Annotated in this window: 13 protein-coding genes; 4 read left to right on the top strand and 9 right to left on the bottom strand. The window is 70.0% G+C overall.

The features are described from left to right. Positions 1-101 precede the first annotated feature (101 nt). Complete coding sequence (locus tag EXE58_RS13205) at positions 102-2981, bottom strand: glycosyltransferase family 2 protein (RefSeq protein ID WP_135268321.1); 2880 nt, start codon at positions 2979-2981, stop codon at positions 102-104. 37 nt (positions 2982-3018) lie between these two features. Then, entirely contained in the window at positions 3019-3276 is a 258-nt protein-coding gene (locus tag EXE58_RS13200) for a WhiB family transcriptional regulator (RefSeq protein WP_135268320.1), read from the bottom strand. A gap of 256 nt (positions 3277-3532) precedes the next feature. Between EXE58_RS13200 and cofD the strand changes: the two genes are divergently transcribed. The 3 genes from cofD to EXE58_RS13185 are packed head-to-tail and all read left to right on the top strand — an operon-like array spanning position 3533 to position 6242. Further along, entirely contained in the window at positions 3533-4483 is a 951-nt protein-coding gene (gene cofD, locus EXE58_RS13195) for a 2-phospho-L-lactate transferase (RefSeq protein ID WP_244242215.1), read from the top strand. A gap of 58 nt (positions 4484-4541) precedes the next feature. After that, positions 4542-5453 (top strand): coenzyme F420-0:L-glutamate ligase, encoded by a 912-nt coding sequence (cofE, locus tag EXE58_RS13190; protein WP_135268319.1) that lies wholly within the window; start codon positions 4542-4544, stop codon positions 5451-5453. Between the two features lie 51 nt (positions 5454-5504). Next, positions 5505-6242 (top strand): DUF3105 domain-containing protein, encoded by a 738-nt coding sequence (locus EXE58_RS13185; protein ID WP_135268318.1) that lies wholly within the window; start codon positions 5505-5507, stop codon positions 6240-6242. 5 nt (positions 6243-6247) lie between these two features. Here EXE58_RS13185 and EXE58_RS13180 read toward each other — a convergent pair whose 3' ends face one another. Further along, positions 6248-7336, bottom strand: coding sequence for a mannose-1-phosphate guanylyltransferase (locus EXE58_RS13180; protein WP_135268317.1), 1089 nt, complete (start codon positions 7334-7336; stop codon positions 6248-6250). Positions 7337-7359: 23 nt separating this feature from the next. Between EXE58_RS13180 and EXE58_RS13175 the strand changes: the two genes are divergently transcribed. Next, entirely contained in the window at positions 7360-8064 is a 705-nt protein-coding gene (locus EXE58_RS13175; RefSeq protein ID WP_135268316.1) for a TIGR03089 family protein, read from the top strand. 2 nt (positions 8065-8066) lie between these two features. On the opposite strand, the gene EXE58_RS13170 is transcribed toward EXE58_RS13175, so the two are convergent. The 6 genes from EXE58_RS13170 to glf form a co-directional block, all read right to left on the bottom strand. Next, positions 8067-10778, bottom strand: a complete 2712-nt coding sequence (locus tag EXE58_RS13170; protein WP_135268315.1) for an FG-GAP-like repeat-containing protein — start codon at positions 10776-10778, stop codon at positions 8067-8069. Positions 10779-11014: 236 nt separating this feature from the next. Next, on the bottom strand, positions 11015-11977 hold the full coding sequence (locus EXE58_RS13165; protein ID WP_135268314.1) for a hypothetical protein: 963 nt from the start codon (positions 11975-11977) through the stop codon (positions 11015-11017). A gap of 205 nt (positions 11978-12182) precedes the next feature. Continuing rightward, the gene (locus EXE58_RS13160) at positions 12183-12977 is read right to left on the bottom strand and encodes an ABC transporter ATP-binding protein (protein WP_135268313.1); all 795 of its coding nucleotides are present in this window, start codon (positions 12975-12977) and stop codon (positions 12183-12185) included. After that, the gene (locus EXE58_RS13155) at positions 12974-13933 is read right to left on the bottom strand and encodes an ABC transporter permease (protein ID WP_167288876.1); all 960 of its coding nucleotides are present in this window, start codon (positions 13931-13933) and stop codon (positions 12974-12976) included. Before EXE58_RS13155 ends, EXE58_RS13160 begins: the two co-directional genes overlap by 4 nt. Then, complete coding sequence (locus EXE58_RS13150; protein ID WP_135268311.1) at positions 13930-15963, bottom strand: glycosyltransferase; 2034 nt, start codon at positions 15961-15963, stop codon at positions 13930-13932. Before EXE58_RS13150 ends, EXE58_RS13155 begins: the two co-directional genes overlap by 4 nt. Next, positions 15960-17171, bottom strand: coding sequence for a UDP-galactopyranose mutase (gene glf, locus EXE58_RS13145; RefSeq protein WP_135268310.1), 1212 nt, complete (start codon positions 17169-17171; stop codon positions 15960-15962). The genes EXE58_RS13150 and glf overlap by 4 nt, the downstream gene beginning before the upstream one ends. Positions 17172-17184 lie beyond the last annotated feature (13 nt).

Below are 17184 nucleotides of genomic sequence, written 5' to 3'. Positions count from 1 at the left end.
TGGTCAGCAACGGGATGACAGCGGTGAGGATCGTCAGCGGGGACGGTCGACCGCTCGGCGCGCTCGCCGCCCTGCGCCGTCCGGAGCCGGTGTCGGTGCGGTCAGTCATCGCGCTTGCTCCTCACCGTGGGTGCAGCCTGAACAAGCGCCACCACGACCAGGACGGCCTGCAGCAGGAGCAGCACGCTCCGCCACCAGTCGCGATCGCCCTCGACGGCCTCGGGGTCGAGCGGTCGGTCCACCCGCCAGGCACGGGTGGCGCGGTTCTCCGCACTGGCCTGGTCGAGCCCCGCGGTGGCGTCGAGCCGGGCCGAGATGCGACCGTCGGCGGGCGCGCTGAGGACGACGTACTCGACACCGCGCTCCCCCAGGGTAGCCACGACGTCCGGCGTCGGGGCCGAGGCGAGCTGTCGCACCTCCTCGGTGAACGCGCGGTCCTCGTCGGCGAGCGAGAGGATCTCGTCCTCGCCGACGGTGACGCCGTCACCTCGACGGATGCGGTAGTCCAGTCCCGTCTCCACCGACCCGGACAGCACCAGGACACCATGCTCGGGCCCCAGCAACGAGCTCTGCTCCATGTAGGCAGGCACGACCTGCTCGATGTCGCGCGCCAAGGAGTCGTCGGGCCCGCTGAGCCACCACACCAGCCCGCCCACCGGCACGACCGCCGCGGCCACGGCCAGGGAGACGACGAGCGAGCGCTGCCACCACGGGTGTCCCGCCTCGACCCGGTGGGCGAACCCCTCGGCGCCCAGCACGACGGCGACCACCGCCAGGCCCTGGAGCACGACGACGAACAACCCCAGGCTGGGCCGAGTGTCGAGGGCGGGGAGCGAGAGGGTCACCTGGGCGAGCACGGCCGACACCAGGGCAGCGGCCAGGGCGACCAGCCAGCACGCGAGCACGGAGACCCTGCTGCGACGAGGCACCAGGGCCAGCACCGCGAGCACACCGGGCCCGATCCCGAGCCACCACGGCGCACCGCCGTCGCCCAGCCGTCCCGTCAGCAGGCCGACGAAGGAGACCTCGCTCATCGGCAGCCGCCCTGCTTCCAGGAGCAGACCGGCTGCGGAGCCCGTGGTCAGCAGGGGCACGAACCAGGGTGCGAGCAGGGCCGGCGTGAGCGCCACGGCCAGGACCGGCGGACCCCAGCTGTCGCGGTCGCGCAGCAGCCGGGGCGCGATGAAGGCAGCGGCGGCGAGGACGACGGCGGCGGCGAGGACGGCGAACAGCCACAGGCCGGGCACGAACGCGGCACCCAGGGCCAGCAGCAGGGCGGTACGCCACGCGGCTCGCCACCGTCGGTCCACCTCGGGGTCGACGAAGCCGAGAGCGGCGCGGGCCGCCCACGGCAGCAGGGCCGCCACCGCGACGGTGCCGAACCGTCCCTGCCCCCAGGCCCCGGACGTCGCCGGGACGAGGGCGTAGGTGAGCGCCCCCCACAGCACCAGCCAGCGTGGCAGGCCGCGCGGGTCGGCCAGCCTGCCCACCACCTCGAGCAGGCGCCATGCACCCAGCGCTGCGACGGGCACGGCAAGCAGCATGAGCGCCGAGACGACGGCGCCGGGCTCACCGAGCATCACCCAGCCGGCGAGGGCGAACGGCAGGAGGTAGGCAGGCGCGGGCACGTCCGTGCCGGTGCCGAGCGGGTGCCACGACTCGAGGTGGAGCTGCCACCAGTCGGACACCTCGGCCGGCGTGGGCGACAGGGCGCCACCAGTGATGGAGCCGAACGCCTCGCGGGCCGCCACCACGCCGAGCACCGCCGCGACGAAGAGGACCACCGCGACGGGGTTGGTGAAGAAGCGGGCCACCATGCCGCTGTCGGTGAGGAAGGCCTCGTCGTCGTCCTCGGGAGCAGGGCGCGACGTGGTTCGTGGAGTCACGCCCGGCGCTCCGGTGGCCTCCAGCTTGGCCGAGCGCCGCCTCTCGGCGACGTCCTGGGCCTGGTTCGTCGCTGCTGCGACCAGGTCGGTCACGCAGTCGAGGCCGTGGCGGTAGGGCAGCCACGCCGGCGCCAGCAGGTGGCGTACGTCGTGGGGGTCGCCCTGCCGCCGAGCGGCCCGCGCCCTCCGCGCGGCGAGCACCTGTCCGGGCCTGCCGCACACCGAGAGCACGGCGGCGAGCTCGTCGAGGGCCTCGCCGACCGCCCGGACCCCCAGGAAGCCCAGCACGCGCAGGAGCGAACCCATGAAGAGCCGCACGAACTGCCACGGCAGCAGGCGTCCGGAGACGTTGGCCAGAGAGGTGAACAGAGCCGCCCGGCGCTCCTGGTAGTGGGTGTGACGGCCGGTGAGCGGCGTGCGGCGGACACCGCGGTGGGCCGCTTCGGCGTGGAAGACGACGGCCTTGGGGACCACCAGCGTCTCGTGGCCGGCCTGTGCGGCCCGCCAGCCGAAGTCGATGTCGTTGCCGAAGATGGGCAGCTCGGGGTCGAGGCCGTCGAGCTCGTCGATCACCCGGCGGCGCACCAGCATGCCCGCGGTGTTGACGGCCAGGACGGTGCGTATCTCGTCGTGCTGGCCCTGGTCGTACTCGCCGCGCTCGAGCCCGGTCTCGCGGTGGCCGGTCCCGGTGATCGTCAGGCCGACCTCGAGCAGGCGCCGCAGGGACGGCCACTCGCGGAGCTTGGGCCCCAGGATGTCGACCCCGGGATGGCTCTCGGCGGCGGCGAGGAGCTCGGACAGCGCGTCGGGAGCGGGGTTGCTGTCGTCGTGGAGCAGCCACACCCACCCGTCCGGGTCGTCCGGCAGCAGGGCCAGGCCGTGGGCGACGGCGGCGGGGTAGCTGGTGGACCCGGGCACGACGTGGACCCGGTCATCACCCAGGGCGGCTCGGGCGAGGTCGGGACTGGCGTCACGGCTGGTGGTGTCGACGAGCACGGCGTGGTCGACAGGACGGGTCTGGGCCGCGAGACCGGCCAGCACGGCCGGGAGCCAACGCGCTCCGTCGTGGCTGACGACGAGCGCGGAGACGGTCACCGGAGCACCTTACGAGGGTGCCCCCAAGAGGGAGAAACTAGACGGCGCGCTTCTTCAGCTTGCGGCGCTCGCGCTCTGACAGACCGCCCCAGATGCCGAATCGCTCGTCGTTCATCAGGGCGTACTCGAGGCAGTCATCACGCACCTCGCACGTCAGGCAGACCTTCTTGGCCTCCCTCGTGGAGCCGCCCTTCTCCGGGAAGAACGCCTCCGGATCAGTCTGCGCGCACAGTGCGCGGTCCTGCCAACCGAACTCTTCGGCGTCCGGCTCAAGGAGAAACAGTTCTGCTCTCATGGCACTCTCGCCCTTTCGACCCGTGTGGGTGGTCAACCCGTGTGGATTGATCGACCCGTCTGATTCTGCTGTGCCCCGAGTGACCTGGTGACGTGCTGTCGGTGCTCGTGTGTGCCCGACATCACGCGTGTCGCAACCCTGCCAGTGATCTGGGGACTTCGCAGGAGAACGACACAGTTGGAATTACATGCCTGTCGTGCACGGAAGTCAAGCCCGGATCTGATATGGACTTCTGGCATCGGGCAGGGTATCGGCCATGATCTCCAGCATCGCTGTGCTCTCCGGCGGCCTGGGCGGGGCCCGCTTCGTACGGGGACTTCGCCACGGCATCCGCCGCGGCACCCTCGCCGGCGTCTCCCCCGAGGCTCGGATCACGGTCGTCACCAACACCGCGGACGACTGGTGGGTGCACGGCCTGAAGGTGTGCCCCGACCTGGACACGGTGATGTACACCCTCGGTGACGGTCTGGACCTCGAGCGCGGGTGGGGGCGCCGTGACGAGACGTGGAACGCCAAGGAGGAGCTCCAGCAGTACGGCGTCGAGCCCACGTGGTTCGGGCTCGGGGACCGCGACATCGCCACCCACCTGGTCCGCACGCAGCTGCTGGAGAGCGGCTACTCGCTGTCGCAGGTCACCGACGCCCTGTGTCGTCGCTGGCTGGGGTCGCCGGCCGAGTCGGGGGTCCACCTCGTGCCCATGTCGGACGACCGCGTGGAGACCCACATCGCGATCGCTGACCCGAGCGAGGCGAGCGGACGACGCGCGGTCCACTTCCAGGAGTACTGGGTGCGCCTGCGCGCCGAGGTGCCCGCGGAGGCCGTCGTGGTCGTCGGCCTGGACCGGGCCGAGCCCGCCCCCGGCGTCGTCGACGCCATCCGCGACGCGGACCTCGTCGTGCTGCCGCCGTCCAACCCCGTCGTCTCGGTCGGCACCATCCTCGGCGTGGCCGGAGTCCGAGACGCCGTCCGCGAGACCTCCGCTCCCGTCGTGGGCCTCTCGCCGATCGTGGGCGGACGGCACGTCCGTGGGATGGCCGAGCAGCTGCTCGCCTCGATCGGTGTCGAGGTGAGCGCCGGAGGAGTCGCGCGCCACTACGGCGCGCGCTCCGCGGGGGCTTGCTGGACGGTTGGCTCGTCGACACCCGCGACGCGGCCGAGGTCGCCGGCGTGGAGGAGTCGGGGACCAGGTGCAGGGCGGTGCCGCTGATGATGACCGACGACGACGCCACTGCGGCGATGGCGTCGGCAGCGCTCGACCTCGTCTCGTGAACCGCCTCGAGGTCTGGGCACCTGACGGGCTGCCGGAGGTGGCCGAGGGCGACGACCTCGCCGCCATGGTGGCCAGCGCCACCGACCTGCGCGACGGCGACGTCGTCGTCGTGACGAGCAAGGTGGTGAGCAAGGCCGAGGGACTGGTGCGCCCCGGCGATCGCGACGAGGCGCTCGAGGCCGAGACCACCCGTGTGGTGGCCCGCCGAGGGCCCACGCGCGTCGTGCGCAACAGGCTCGGGCTCACCATGGCAGCAGCCGGGATCGACGCCTCCAACGTTCCTGCCGGCACCATCGCGCTCCTCCCCCGGGACCCCGACGGGTCCGCGCGTCGTCTCCGGAGCGACTTGCTCCGTCGGACGGGGGCCAACGTCGGCGTCGTGCTCACAGACACCGCGGGGCGCGCCTGGCGCCGTGGCCAGACCGACATCGCCATCGGTGCGGCCGGGCTGCACGTGGTCGAGGACCACCGGGGACGGACCGACCCCCACGGGCACGACCTGCGGGTCACCCTCCCCGCGGTCGCCGACGAGATCGCGGCTGCGGCCGAGCTGGTGCAGGGCAAGCTCGCCGGCCGGCCGGTGGCCGTCGTGCGCGGGCGCTCCGACCTCGTGCTGCCGGCCGACGTCGCCGGCGAGGGAGCGACAGCCCTCATCCGGCCCGAGGGCGAGGACCTCTTCGGGTTCGGCGCCCGGGAGGCCGTCGTACGCTCCCTGGCCGGCGAGGCCTCCGACCGGGCACCCTTCGGGGCCACGGCCCCCGCCACAGAGCTGGCCGAAGCCATGGCCCGCGTGCCCCTGGACAGGGTGGCCGTGGCAGCCGTCTGCTTCGCCCACGGCTGGTCGCTGGAGTCCTGGTCCGACGACGGAACGCATGCGGTGGCGCAGGTCTCACCGGCGGGTCCGTAGACTCTGCCGACGTCATCCGCGCCAACCCCCGATCGAGAGACTCCGAGAGCCGTGGCCAAGCAGGAAAAGAAGGACCGTCAGGCGGTCATCGACTCCATCCGCAAGGAGCAGCGGGGCAGCGAGCAGCGCCGCGGACTGGCCATCGTCGGCGTCTGCGTGGTCATCGCAGTCCTCATCATCGGGGCAGCCGCCTTCAAGCCCGTCAAGGACTGGTACGACCTGCGCCAGTACTCCGGCTCATCCCTCGACAAGATCGGCATCGCCGCCGACGAGTGCTCCAAGATCACGACCGAGAAGGCCCAGGGCAACCAGGACCACGTCCCGGTCGGCACCGAGCTGACCTACGAGGACGCCCCGCCGGCCTTCGGCCAGCACTGGGACGTCTGGGACACCATCGACCGCAAGATCTACGGCGAGTCCGACCGTCCCGAGCTCGGTGAGCTCGTCCACAACCTCGAGCACGGCTACACGCTGCTGTGGTACGACGAGACGATCGCCGAGGACGACAAGGCGATGGACGACCTTCGGGGCATCGCCTCCAAGCTCGACAGCACCACCAACCTACGTCACAAGTTCAAGGTCGTCCCATGGACGTCCGAGGACGGCAAGGCCTTCCCCAAGGGCCAGCACGTCGCCATGACGCACTGGTCCATCGGCGGCCCGGGCACCACCGACCCCGAGAAGGCGGTCGGAGCCTGGCAGTACTGCTCCGAGCCTAGCGGTGAGGCGCTCGTGGACTTCATGGAGAAGTACCCCTACATGGACTCCCCCGAGCCGGACGCCGTCTGATCCAGTCAGGTCAGGTCGTCGCGCCCCTGCTGCTGGAGGCTGGCGACGACCTGCTTGACGTCCTGCGCGCGGCTGCGCCGGGTGACCAGCAGCGCATCGGGCGTGTCCACCACGACGATGTCGTCGAGCCCGATGACGGCGACGACCCTGCCTGACGCCGGCACCACGAGGGCGTCGGAGTCGATGACCTGCACCAGGCCAGGGTCACCCAGCACCACCGGCCCCGTCCGGTTCGCCGTGGCGTTCCCCGCGTCGAGGATCGTGCCGAGCGAGTCGAAGTCGCCGACGTCGTCCCACCCGAAGTCCCCGGGCACCACGGCGACGCGTCCGGCAGCGGCGGCAGGCTCGGCGACGGCATGGTCGAGCGCGATGCGCGGCAGGGTCGGCCACACGTCGGCGAGGGTCTGGGGGTCGTCCGCGATTCCTCGCAGGGCGGAGGCGAAGGCGGGGTCCTGCTCCCCCAGGAGGTCGAGGAGCACGCCCGGCCGGACCACGAACATGCCGGCGTTCCACTGGTAGCCGCGGTCGACGTACTCCCGCGCCACCTCTGCTGACGGCTTCTCGACGAACTCCGCTGCCTCGAACACGCCCGGGGCCCCGAGCGCGTCGCCGCGTGCGATGTAGCCGAACCCCGTCGCGGGGTGGGTGGGTGTGATCCCGATCGTCACCAACCAGCCCTCCGCGGCGGTCTCCGCAGCCCGTGCGACCACCCGGCGGAACTCGCCGGGGTCGGCAATGACGTGGTCGGCCGCGAAGGATCCCATGACTGCGTCTGGGTCGCGACGTTCGAGCAGGGCCGCGGCCAGGCCGATCGCCGCCATCGAGTCACGGGCGGAGGGCTCGGCGAGCACCTGCTCCGGGTCGATGTCGGCCAGCTGCTCCAGCACCGCGTCCCTGTGGTCCGCTCCGGTGACGACCAGCAGCCGGTCTGCGACCAAGGGCTCGAGGCGGTCGTGGGTGTCCTGCAACAGCGTCCGCCCCCGGCCGGTGAGGTCGTGGAGGAACTTGGGGGCGGCCTTGCGCGAGAGCGGCCACAGCCGCGTGCCCGCTCCGCCGGCAGGCACGACGGCCCAGAAGTGGTCGAGGGTGCTCATGGGCCACACCCTAGAGTCTGGGCGTGCCGACCTTCTCCTCCGTGCTGTCCGACCAGCTCCGTCGGGACCCGGGTCGCCCCCTGGTCACCTTCTACGACCACGCGACCGGCGAACGGGTCGAGCTGTCGGTCACGACCTACGCCAACTGGGTCGCCAAGGCGGCCGGCCTCCTGGTCGAGGAAGGAGACCTCGAGCGTGGCATGCGCCTGCGTGTCGACCTGCCGCCCCACTGGCTCTCCCCCGTCTTCCTCGGGGCCGCCTGGACGGTCGGGCTGCGCGTCACTGCGCAGGACGACTGCGACGCCGTCGTGTGCGGCCCCGACACCCTGGACCGCTGGGCGGGCGAGGCGCGATCGCTGCCGGTGTTCGCATGCAGCCTGCTCCCGATGGGCGCTCGGTTCTCCGACCCGGTTCCGGCGGGGGTGCACGACGTGGGGATCGAGGTCTGGTCGCAGCCGGACGCCTTCTTCGCGGCGGACCCGCCGGGCGGAGCCGACCTGGCGACCGACGACCTCACCCAGGACCAGCTGTTGGAGACAGCCGCCGCCGGGAGTCTTCTCACCGACGGCGGCCGTCTCCTCTCGGTGGCCAACCCGGCTTCCCCACCAGGTACGGCCACCTTCATCGAGCCACTTGCGCGCAGCGGCTCGCTGGTCCTTGTTCGCAACCCGGACGCCGACCGCCTGCCGGAGGTCTACGCCTCGGAGCGGGCGACTGCCCGGGCCTGAGATCAGCCCGCCAGGTCGTAGGCCCCCATTCCCTCACCCAGCACCCGGGCGCGCGAGGCCCCGGACTGCTTGCCGTTGTAGAAGTACAGGCGCCCCGTGGACGGCTCGCGAGCCACGTAGTCCATGCCGCCGCGAAGCTGCATGTCGGAGACCCCGATCAACCAGTCGAAGCGCGAGAGGTCCTGTGGCAGGCCGGCGCTCACGGCGATGCGTCCGAGGATCGAGGACGCAGCACCGAAGCCGCTCCCGTTGCCGGGCCAGACCTTGGGGCCGTCCAAGGTCCCGACCAGGTCGGGCAGGCCGTCACCGGTGACGTCACCGACCGCCTTGAGGTCGGCCACGGCGTTCCAGCCCTCGCCCAGCACGCCGGCCGGCGCGAGCCCACCCTGGCCGTTGCCCGTGAAGAGCATCAGCTGCCCGGCGGGGGTGCGGCCCAGGACGTCGCCGAGACCGTCCCGGTTGACGTCACCGGCGTTGAGGACCAGGTCCAGTCCGGCGAAGGAGACGCCGGTGTCGATCGGGGAGCCGAGCTCGAAGGTGTCCCGGTTGGTGACAACCATCAGCTTCTGGCCGCTCACGCCGACCAGGTCGCCGCCGGGACCTCCGAGCAGGTTCCCCCCAGCAGTGAGGAAGCGCATCGAGCGAAGGTTGGACGCAGGGCCACGCGCGGCGCCGAAGGTGCCGTCGCCGTTCCCGGGGAGCAGGTAGAGGGACCCGTTGGTCCTGCGGGCCAGGAGGTCGGGTCGGCCGTCCCCGGTGTAGTCCCCGCCGATGATGCGATCGTAGGAACCCCATGTCCCGGCGACCCGCTGGCGGGCCCCGAACGTGCCGCTCCCGGTGCCCGGGTAGAGGTTGAGGCTGCCCTTGCGTCGGGCCATCACGTCGACGTGACCGTCGCTGTTGACGTCGCCGACACCCAGGAGCTGCACGGCGTTGCCGAAACCGCGGTCGAGGACCTTCCGGGAGAAGCCGCCCTTCGCCGTTCCCTTGAAGAGCACGAGCTTGCCCTTGCGGCGAGCGACGAGGTCGTTGCGTCCGTCGCCGTTGGTGTCGCCGACGGCGGCCAGCAGGGCGTGCCCGCGCGTCGTACGCACCTTCTTGGTGGTGTTGCCGAAGCGTCCACCGGCCTTGCCGGGGCGCACCCGCACGGTGCCGCGGCCGTCGCTGGTGACCAGGTCGACGACCCCGTCGCCGGTCAGGTCAGGGCTGACGAGCACGTCGGCACGGGTGTTCCACTTGCGCTTGCCGATCACGGCGCGCTTCCCGAAGGACGTCAGGCCACCGGTGGGCAGGACAAGGCCCTGTCCGTCGCTGGCCCGCCGCACGACCAGGTCGGGGTGCGGCGTACCGACCAGGCTGCTCTGCGGCGCAGGCTCCGACACCGCGACTCCTACCGGCGCCGCAGGCGCGGCCTCGGCGGAGTACTGCCGGATCGAGGGGATGCGGGCGTAGAGGTACTTCCCGGGACAGGCGGTGGAACCTGCGTCGCGGTGTCCGTTGATCGCGGCGAAGGTGGACTTGCCGACCTTCTGCGACATGGACGCGGGGTTGACGCCGTGCAGCGAGAGCTTCCAGGCGAAGAGCTGACCGTAGGCGCGAAGCATCTCGTCGGTGGGCTGGACGACGTCGAAGTTCCCGATCGCCGACATGGCGAAGGACGCGTGGTTGTATCCCAGCGTGTGCGCGCCGATCACCGGGCGGTCGATGCCGCCGTACCGGCCCTCCCAGATCCGGCCGAAGCGGTCGACGAGGAAGTTGTAGCCGATGTCGCGCCAGCCGCGGGACTTCACGTGGTAGGCGTAGATGCTGCGGATGATCCCGGGGACGTCGGCCTCGGTGTACTCGTTGGCGTTGACCGTGTGGTGAACGAACCCGGCGTTGACCGTGCCGTAGCTGGGGTTGCTGGCGTCGCGGATGCGCTCGTCGGCGCCCCACTGGGCACGGGAGAAGATCGTGGGCTGGGCGATCGTTCGAGCCGCACGCAGGACGATGCCGTCGGCCCCACCCTGCTCCTCGAATTCCTTCTCGTAGGCCCTGGTCGCGGAGGCGTCTCGCTGGAGAGCGTTGGGAGCGGCACCCTTGATGGCCGGGGCCTCGGCCTTCTCCCCCTCGGCCTCGCCGGGGCTGATCAGGGCCACCGACATGTCGTCGGGGAGGCTGGTGCCCTCCGTGCTGGCCTTGACCTGGACGTCGTCGACCTCGCCCACGAACAGCGGCTCGGTGCCGGGACGGGCCTCCAGCGCCTCGGCGCTGCCGGCGTCGGGACCGTGCTCGTCGTGGTACTCCAGCTCCTGCCACTCCCCCCAGGCCTCGCCGGTGCGCGTGCGCACCTGGAGGGCGATCTCCTCGTCCTCGAGCTGCTCACCGTTCTCCCAGGTCACGCCGACCGCGGCGAAGCCGGACACGGCCTGGGGCTTGCTGACCACGCTCGAGTCGGAGACGGAGTCCCCCGAGACGGTGTCGCCGGCCAGGGGTCGCGCGTTTCCGGCGTCGGTCGTCAGCGGCACCTCGGTGACCTCGGGCTCGACCGCCTCGGACGGCACTGTCGCCGACACGAGCGTCGCGGGGCCAGCGGAGCCGGCTGCGCGAGGCGCGTCGCCAGCGACGATGTCGAGTGACACCACCCCGCTGGCGGGCGTGAGGACGGCGAGAACGACACCGAAGGCCAGCAGCTGCTGGCACAAGGTGACGACACGGGCTTGAAGAATTCGCATGAAAGATCTGCTCCTGTGTGGGGGAAGGTCACACAAGGCAGGAGTTTCACACCAGTCACACCAGTCACGGAAGGGTTTCTGAGTAACTACAAACGTGTAATTTCCAGTCGACACGCCGATCAGGCGTGAAATTCTCCGCCGAGTCGGCGCGAAACCCCGCCCAGTCGGCGTGAAACCCCGCCGAGTCGGCGTCAATCGTGCGCGAGTCGGCGCAAGCCCACCGCCGAGTCGGCGGATCAATAGACGATGCCTCGCCGCCGCTCGGCGAACGTCTCACGCGCGTGGGCGAAGAGCACGGCCAGGCTCGCCTCCGCGTTCTGGGTTGGACCGAACAAGTCGGAGGCGACGAAGGGCTCGATCAGGTAGCCACGATTCTGCGCCAACCACGACGCTCGCTCAGCGTCGTGTGCCCGATCGGCGGCGGCACCGTGCCACAGCGCGCCGTCGTACTCCACCGCGAAGAGGATCTCCTCCAGCCCCAGGTCCAGGCGGTAGATCTCCACGCCGTCGAGCAGGACCGGGATCTGTGTGCGCGGTCGTGGCAGACCGACGGCGTACCAACGCCGACGCAGGGCCGACTCTCCGAAGGACTCCGCGCCAGGGTCCGTGATGGGCGCCAGCTCGCGCAGCTGTCGTACGCCACGGCGCTTGGCGAACCGCTCCACCTGTGACATCAGCTCCGGAACGCTGAACACGCCCAAGCGCGCCATGGCGTCGAGCCCCGCCAGCGCCACGTCGGGGCGCTGCAACCGGCCGAGGTCCAACGCCGTACGCAGCGGCGTCGTGACCGCGATGCCCTGAATCTCCACCAGGTCTGAACGTGACACCTCGCGCTCTCCGCTCACGCACAGACCGTTGCGCAGCCTGCCGGCGTCGCTGGGTCGGAAGAAGGAGACCTTCGGGACGAGGACGTCCTCGTTCGGCGCGAGCACCATCGGGGCACCGTGGAGCCATCCGGCAGATCGGTCCGTCACGAAGCAACCGCTGGGTACGACGAGTGCCAGCGCCCGCGCTCGCAGGTCGATCGAGTCCTCCACGCAGTCGGCAATGTAGACCGAGCGCACCAAGCGACGGAGAACCCTCCCCTGGACGAGTCTGGGGAGGAGGTGGGCGACGCCGGCTTTCCGGGCTTGCTCGGCGGTGAAGGGTTGCTCGGGGTGCAGCGGCCAGCCCGGCGGAAGGAGGGGTAGCAAGGTCATCGGGCGAGCGTTCCCTCGGACCGCCCCACGTGAACATGGCCGGATCAAGCCTGTGGACAACGTGTCATGCGCCGACTCGGCGGATGTCCACGCCGACTCGGCGGATCTTCACGCCGACTCGGCGGATCTTCACGCCGACTCGGCGGATCTTGGCGCCGACTCGGCGAATGTTGGCGCCGGCTCGGCGGATGTTGGCGCCGACTCGTCAGATGTCGCTGGCGAGCGCCTCGTCGCGCTCGTCCTCCTCGGACTCCTCGGCGTCCGGCTCCTCGTCCTCGCCGTCGTAGTGGAGGTACTTGACGGCCTCCTCGACGTCACCGTCGAAGCCGAGGCGACCCTTCTCGAGGACGATCGCGCGGTTGCACATCTTCTTCACCGAGCCTGCCGAGTGGCTGACGTAGAAGAGGGTGACGCCCGAGTCACGGATCTCGCGCATGCGCTTCATGCACTTCTTCTTGAAGGGGCGGTCACCCACGGCGAGCACCTCGTCGGCGATGAAGATGTCGCAGTCGACGTGGACGGCCACGGCGAACCCGAGCCGGGCGAACATGCCGGAGGAGTAGTTGCCGACCGGGGTGTCCATGAACCGCCCGACGTCGGCGAAGGCAGCGATGTCGTCGAACTTGGACTCGGTCTCCTCCTTGGACATGCCGAGCATCGCAGCGTTCATGAAGATGTTGTCGCGGCCCGAGAGCTCCTTGTGGAAGCCCGCCCCGGTGGCGATGAGCCCCGAGATCCGGCCACGGGTGAGCACCTTGCCCTCGTCGGGCCGCATCACGCCGCTCACCAGCTTGAGCAGCGTGGACTTGCCGGAGCCGTTGAGGCCCATCAGCCCGATCGACTCGCCCTGCTTCACCTCGAAGGAGACGCCATCGAGGGCCTTGAAGGTGGAAGGGGTGCGCTCGCGCTGCAGCCTGCTGCGCAGGACCTGCTTGAGCGTCGGATGGGCGTTGTAGCGAAACGTCTTGGAGACGTCGTCGACGATGATCGAGGTGGTCACAGGCGCTCCGGAACTGACTTCTCCAGGCGGGAGAAGACGAACTGGCCGAGCACCAGGAGCAGCACTCCGATGCCGAGCATGATGAACCCGCGCGAGTAGAGGTCACCGACGAACTCGGGGAGGTCGGCCCCCGTCTCCGGGTCGACCGCGCACGCCGGCGAGCAGGTGGGGTACCAGAAGCCGCGCTGGATGAGCATGACCGCCACGGCGACGGGGTTGCCGACGTAGATGTCGTGGTACTCCACCGGGATGCGCCGGCCGTCGGCGATGAGGAAGTAGGGGTACATCATCGGGGCGGAGAACTGGATCATGTTCATGAAGGTGGCCACGATCCGCTGGAAGTCGCGGAAGATCACGTTGATCGTCGAGAACATCAGACCGAGCGCGGTGCCGTAGACCATCATCAGGAGGAAGCCGAGCGCCGCTGCGCCGAACCCGAGCAGGTCGGGGTGCCAGGCAGGTCCGTCACCGAACCAGCCCGTGAGCAGGCAGGCGACGGTGAGGATCACCATCATCGGGAAGGTGTGCCACAAGGACACCAGCATCGAGGCGACCGGGAACATCTCGCGCGGCATCGCCATCTTGCCGATGACCGCCTTGTTGCTGAGCAGTGACCGGGTCCCGGCCGTCACGGTCTCGCTGAAGTAGAGGACCAGCACCATCCCCGCGAAGAGGTGGATGGCGAAGTTCTCCAGCCCCATCCCCCTGCCGAGCAGCAGCCCGAAGACGGCGTAGAAGGTGAGGAACCGCGTCAGCGGGTTGATGTAGGACCAGGCGAGGCCGAAGCCGGTGCCTGCGTAGCGCGCGCGGATCTCGCGTCGCACCAGCAGACGCAGCAGGTAACGACGGCGGAAGACCTCCAGGACGCCCGAGGTCTTCGACGGCGAGGTCAGCGGGACGTGAGCCAGGTCGTGTCGCTGCTCGACCTGGCCCTCGTCAGTGGTGGCACCGCTCACGCGTGCTCCTGCGGCTTGCTGGTCCACGGCTCGAAGGTCTTCTCCCAGGCCTCGGGCGAGGTGATGTCGCCCAGGGCGTCGCGGTACTGCTTGGCCAGCTCGGGCCACTCGCGGTGGAACCGACGGTGGATCTCGACCGTGCGCTTGAGCAGGTCGCGGTACTTCTCCGGGTCGCGGCGGTAGAGCGCCACCGAGCTGCCGTCGTTCATGGAGACCACGGCGGAGTCGTACTTGACGAGGTTGAACCACGCCGAGTCCATGGCGGCGAGCTCGGCCTCGGGGAACTCCCGCGACATCGGCCGGAGGGGACGCAGCTGCCTGATCGGCGCCAGGCCGGCGGCGATGAGGGTGCTGAGCCGACCCGGGATCTCGATGTCGGACTTGCCCTTCTTGGGGGGCTTCTTGCGGCGCACCGGCGGGAGCTCGTCGCGGTCCTCGTGGAGCTGGGCGTCGGTGAACTGCTTGCGGAAGGCGTTGATCTCAGGCAGCTTCGTCGCCAGCTCGCCGTGGAGGGCGTAGGGCCCGGCGAGCACGTCCTCCATCGCCAGGTGCCGGAGCTCGGCGGTGGAGTACTGCAGGGACGCCAGGTGCTTGATCTGGTGGTTGAAGGACTCGCGCACCATCCGTCCGCCGCGCTCGTACGGCGAGTGGATCAGCGCCGCGATGATGCGGTTGCGGTGGTGGAAGTAGGACTGCCAGTCGACGCCGTCGTTCTTGTCGGTCCAGGGGACGTGCCACACCGCAGCGCCGGGGAAGGACACCGTGGGGTAGCCCGCCTGCTTGGCGCGCAGCCCGAACTCGGAGTCGTCCCACTTCAGGAACAGCGGCAGCGAGAGCCCGACGTCCTCGAGCACGATGCGCGGGATCAGGCACATGAACCAGCCGTTGAAGTCGACGTCGGCGCGCTTGTGGAGCCAGCGGGAGGAGCGCAGGTTGCGGGCGCCGAAGTCCCACTGGGAGTAGCCGTCGAGGCGCGTCTGCCACCAGAACCGCCACGGCTGCACGATCTCGCCGAAGGAGTGCAGCTGGGAGCGGTTGTAGATGTTGAACATGTGGCCGCCCACGATGGTGGGCCGCTTGGCGAGGTCGCCGAAGGTGACGGCCCGGATGATGCCCTCGGGCTCGCACACGACGTCGTCGTCCATCATCAGCGCGTAGGTGGCCGTGCCCTTGCGGATGCTCTCGAGCTGGCCGCGGGCGTAGCCGCCCGAGCCGCCGAGGTTGCCCTGCACGATGACCCGCAGCCGGTCGCCCAGCGCCTCCTGGGCCTGGGCGAAGAACTCGGACTCGGAGACCAGCTGCTTGCCCTGCTCCATCACCATGACGGTGTCGAGGTAGGGCGCGAGCTCGGCGTCCTCGCCGATCTGGGTGAGGAGCTTGGCGCAGAAGTCGGGCCGGTTCATCGTGGTGATGCAGATGTCGGCGGTGCCGTTCTCGGCGCGGTCGGCGGGCACCTGCGCGGTCCACTCTGCTGAGTCGACGCTGCCACCCTCGTCACCGGCGACGACGTCGTACCAGTACCAGCCACCGTCGACGAAGGGCTTGAGCGAGAGCTCGAAGGTGAAGGAGCCGGAGGCCCCCTCGACGGTGCCGGAGTCGACGCGCTGGGCGTGACCCCGGGCCATCGACTTGTAGACCGTGACGGTGGTGCCCGGACCGGTGAGGTCGACGGTCAGGCTCACGTCGGAGACGACCGTGTGCCGGCGCCAGTAGGACGCGGGGAACGCGTTGAAGTAGGTGCCGAAGGAGAGCACCTGCGAGGGCTCGAGCCGCAGCTGGGTGCGCGAGGCGATCTGGTCGGGGTGGAGCTTGCGCCCCTGGGAGGTCGACTGGCGGATCGCCGCGTTGTTGAGGTCCTTGGCCGCCTTGTTGCCGCCGATGTCGTAGCGGTCGGCGTCGAGCTTGGCCTCCTCGAGGTCGACGTAGAGGGGGAAGACGTCGGTGTCGCGGTCCAGCGGCAGGATCTGCCGCTGGAGCAGCCTGGTCGTGGTCGACGACTCGGTCTCGGTCCTGGTCTGGGTCTGGGTCATGCGTCCACTCCCCCGGACTTCAGCTCCACGCCTTCGGCGAAGTGCGGCCGGATCTTGTTGTCGTACATCGACAGTGCAGACCCGATGGCCATGTGCATGTCGAGGTACTTGTAGGTGCCGAGACGGCCGCCGAAGAGCACCATCGGCTCCTGGTTGGCGAGGTCGCGGTACTTCAGCAGCTTGGCGCGGTCCTCGGCGGTGTTGATGGGGTAGTAGGGCTCGTCACCCTCCTCCGCGAAGCGGGAGTACTCGTGGACGATCACGCTCTTGCCGGGCAGGTGGGTCTTCTCCCGCTCGGGATGGAAGTGCTTGAACTCGATGATGCGGGTGTAGGGGACGTCCTGGTCGTTGTAGTTGACCACGCCGGTGCCCTGGAAGTCGCCCGTCTCGACGACCGACTCCTGCAGGTCGACGGTGCGCCACGACAGGCGCCCCTCGGAGTTGCCGAAGTACTCGTCGACCGGACCGGTGTAGACAACGGGCACCTTGCCCTTGAGCTCGGCCTCGACGTCGCTGCCGAACCAGTCGGTCTCGAGCCGGACCTCGATGTTGGGGTGGTCGGCCATCTTCTGCAGCCACGCGGTGTAGCCGTCGGTGGGCAGGCCCTCGTAGGTGTCGCTGAACCAGCCGTTCTCGAAGGTGTAGCGCACCGGCAGCCGGGTGATGATGTCGGCGCTCAGCTTGGTGGGATCGGTCTGCCACTGCTTGGCGGTGTAGCCCTTGATGAACGCCTCGTAGAGCGGGCGGCCGATCAGGCTGATCGCCTTCTCCTCGAGGTTCGAGGCGTCCTCGGTGGCGATCTCGCTGGACTGCTCGGCGATCAGCGCACGAGCCTCGTCGGGCGTGTGGGACCTGCCGAAGAACTGGTTGATCAGGCCGAGGTTCATCGGCAGGGAGTAGACCTGGCCCTGGTACTTGCCGAAGACCCGGTGCTTGTAGTCGGTGAACGTCGTGAAGCGGTTGGCGTACTCCCAGACCCGCTCGTTGGAGGTGTGGAACAGGTGGGCGCCGTACTTGTGCACCTCGACGTTGGTCGCGGGATCGCGCTCGGAGTAGGCGTTGCCGCCCAGGTGGTGGCGACGCTCGAGCACGAGGACCTTGAGTCCCAGGTCGGCAGCGCAGCGCTCGGCGATGGTGAGGCCGAAGAAGCCGGAGCCGACGATGACGATGTCGGGCCGATCGGACTGGTCAGCTGGACCCTGGGACAAGGGATGAACTCCT

It is taken from the genome of Nocardioides seonyuensis (assembly GCF_004683965.1).
Lineage (GTDB): Bacteria > Actinomycetota > Actinomycetes > Propionibacteriales > Nocardioidaceae > Nocardioides > Nocardioides seonyuensis.
The sequence above is the reverse complement of the archived record's forward strand: the minus strand, read 5'-3'. Positions and strand labels throughout refer to the sequence as shown.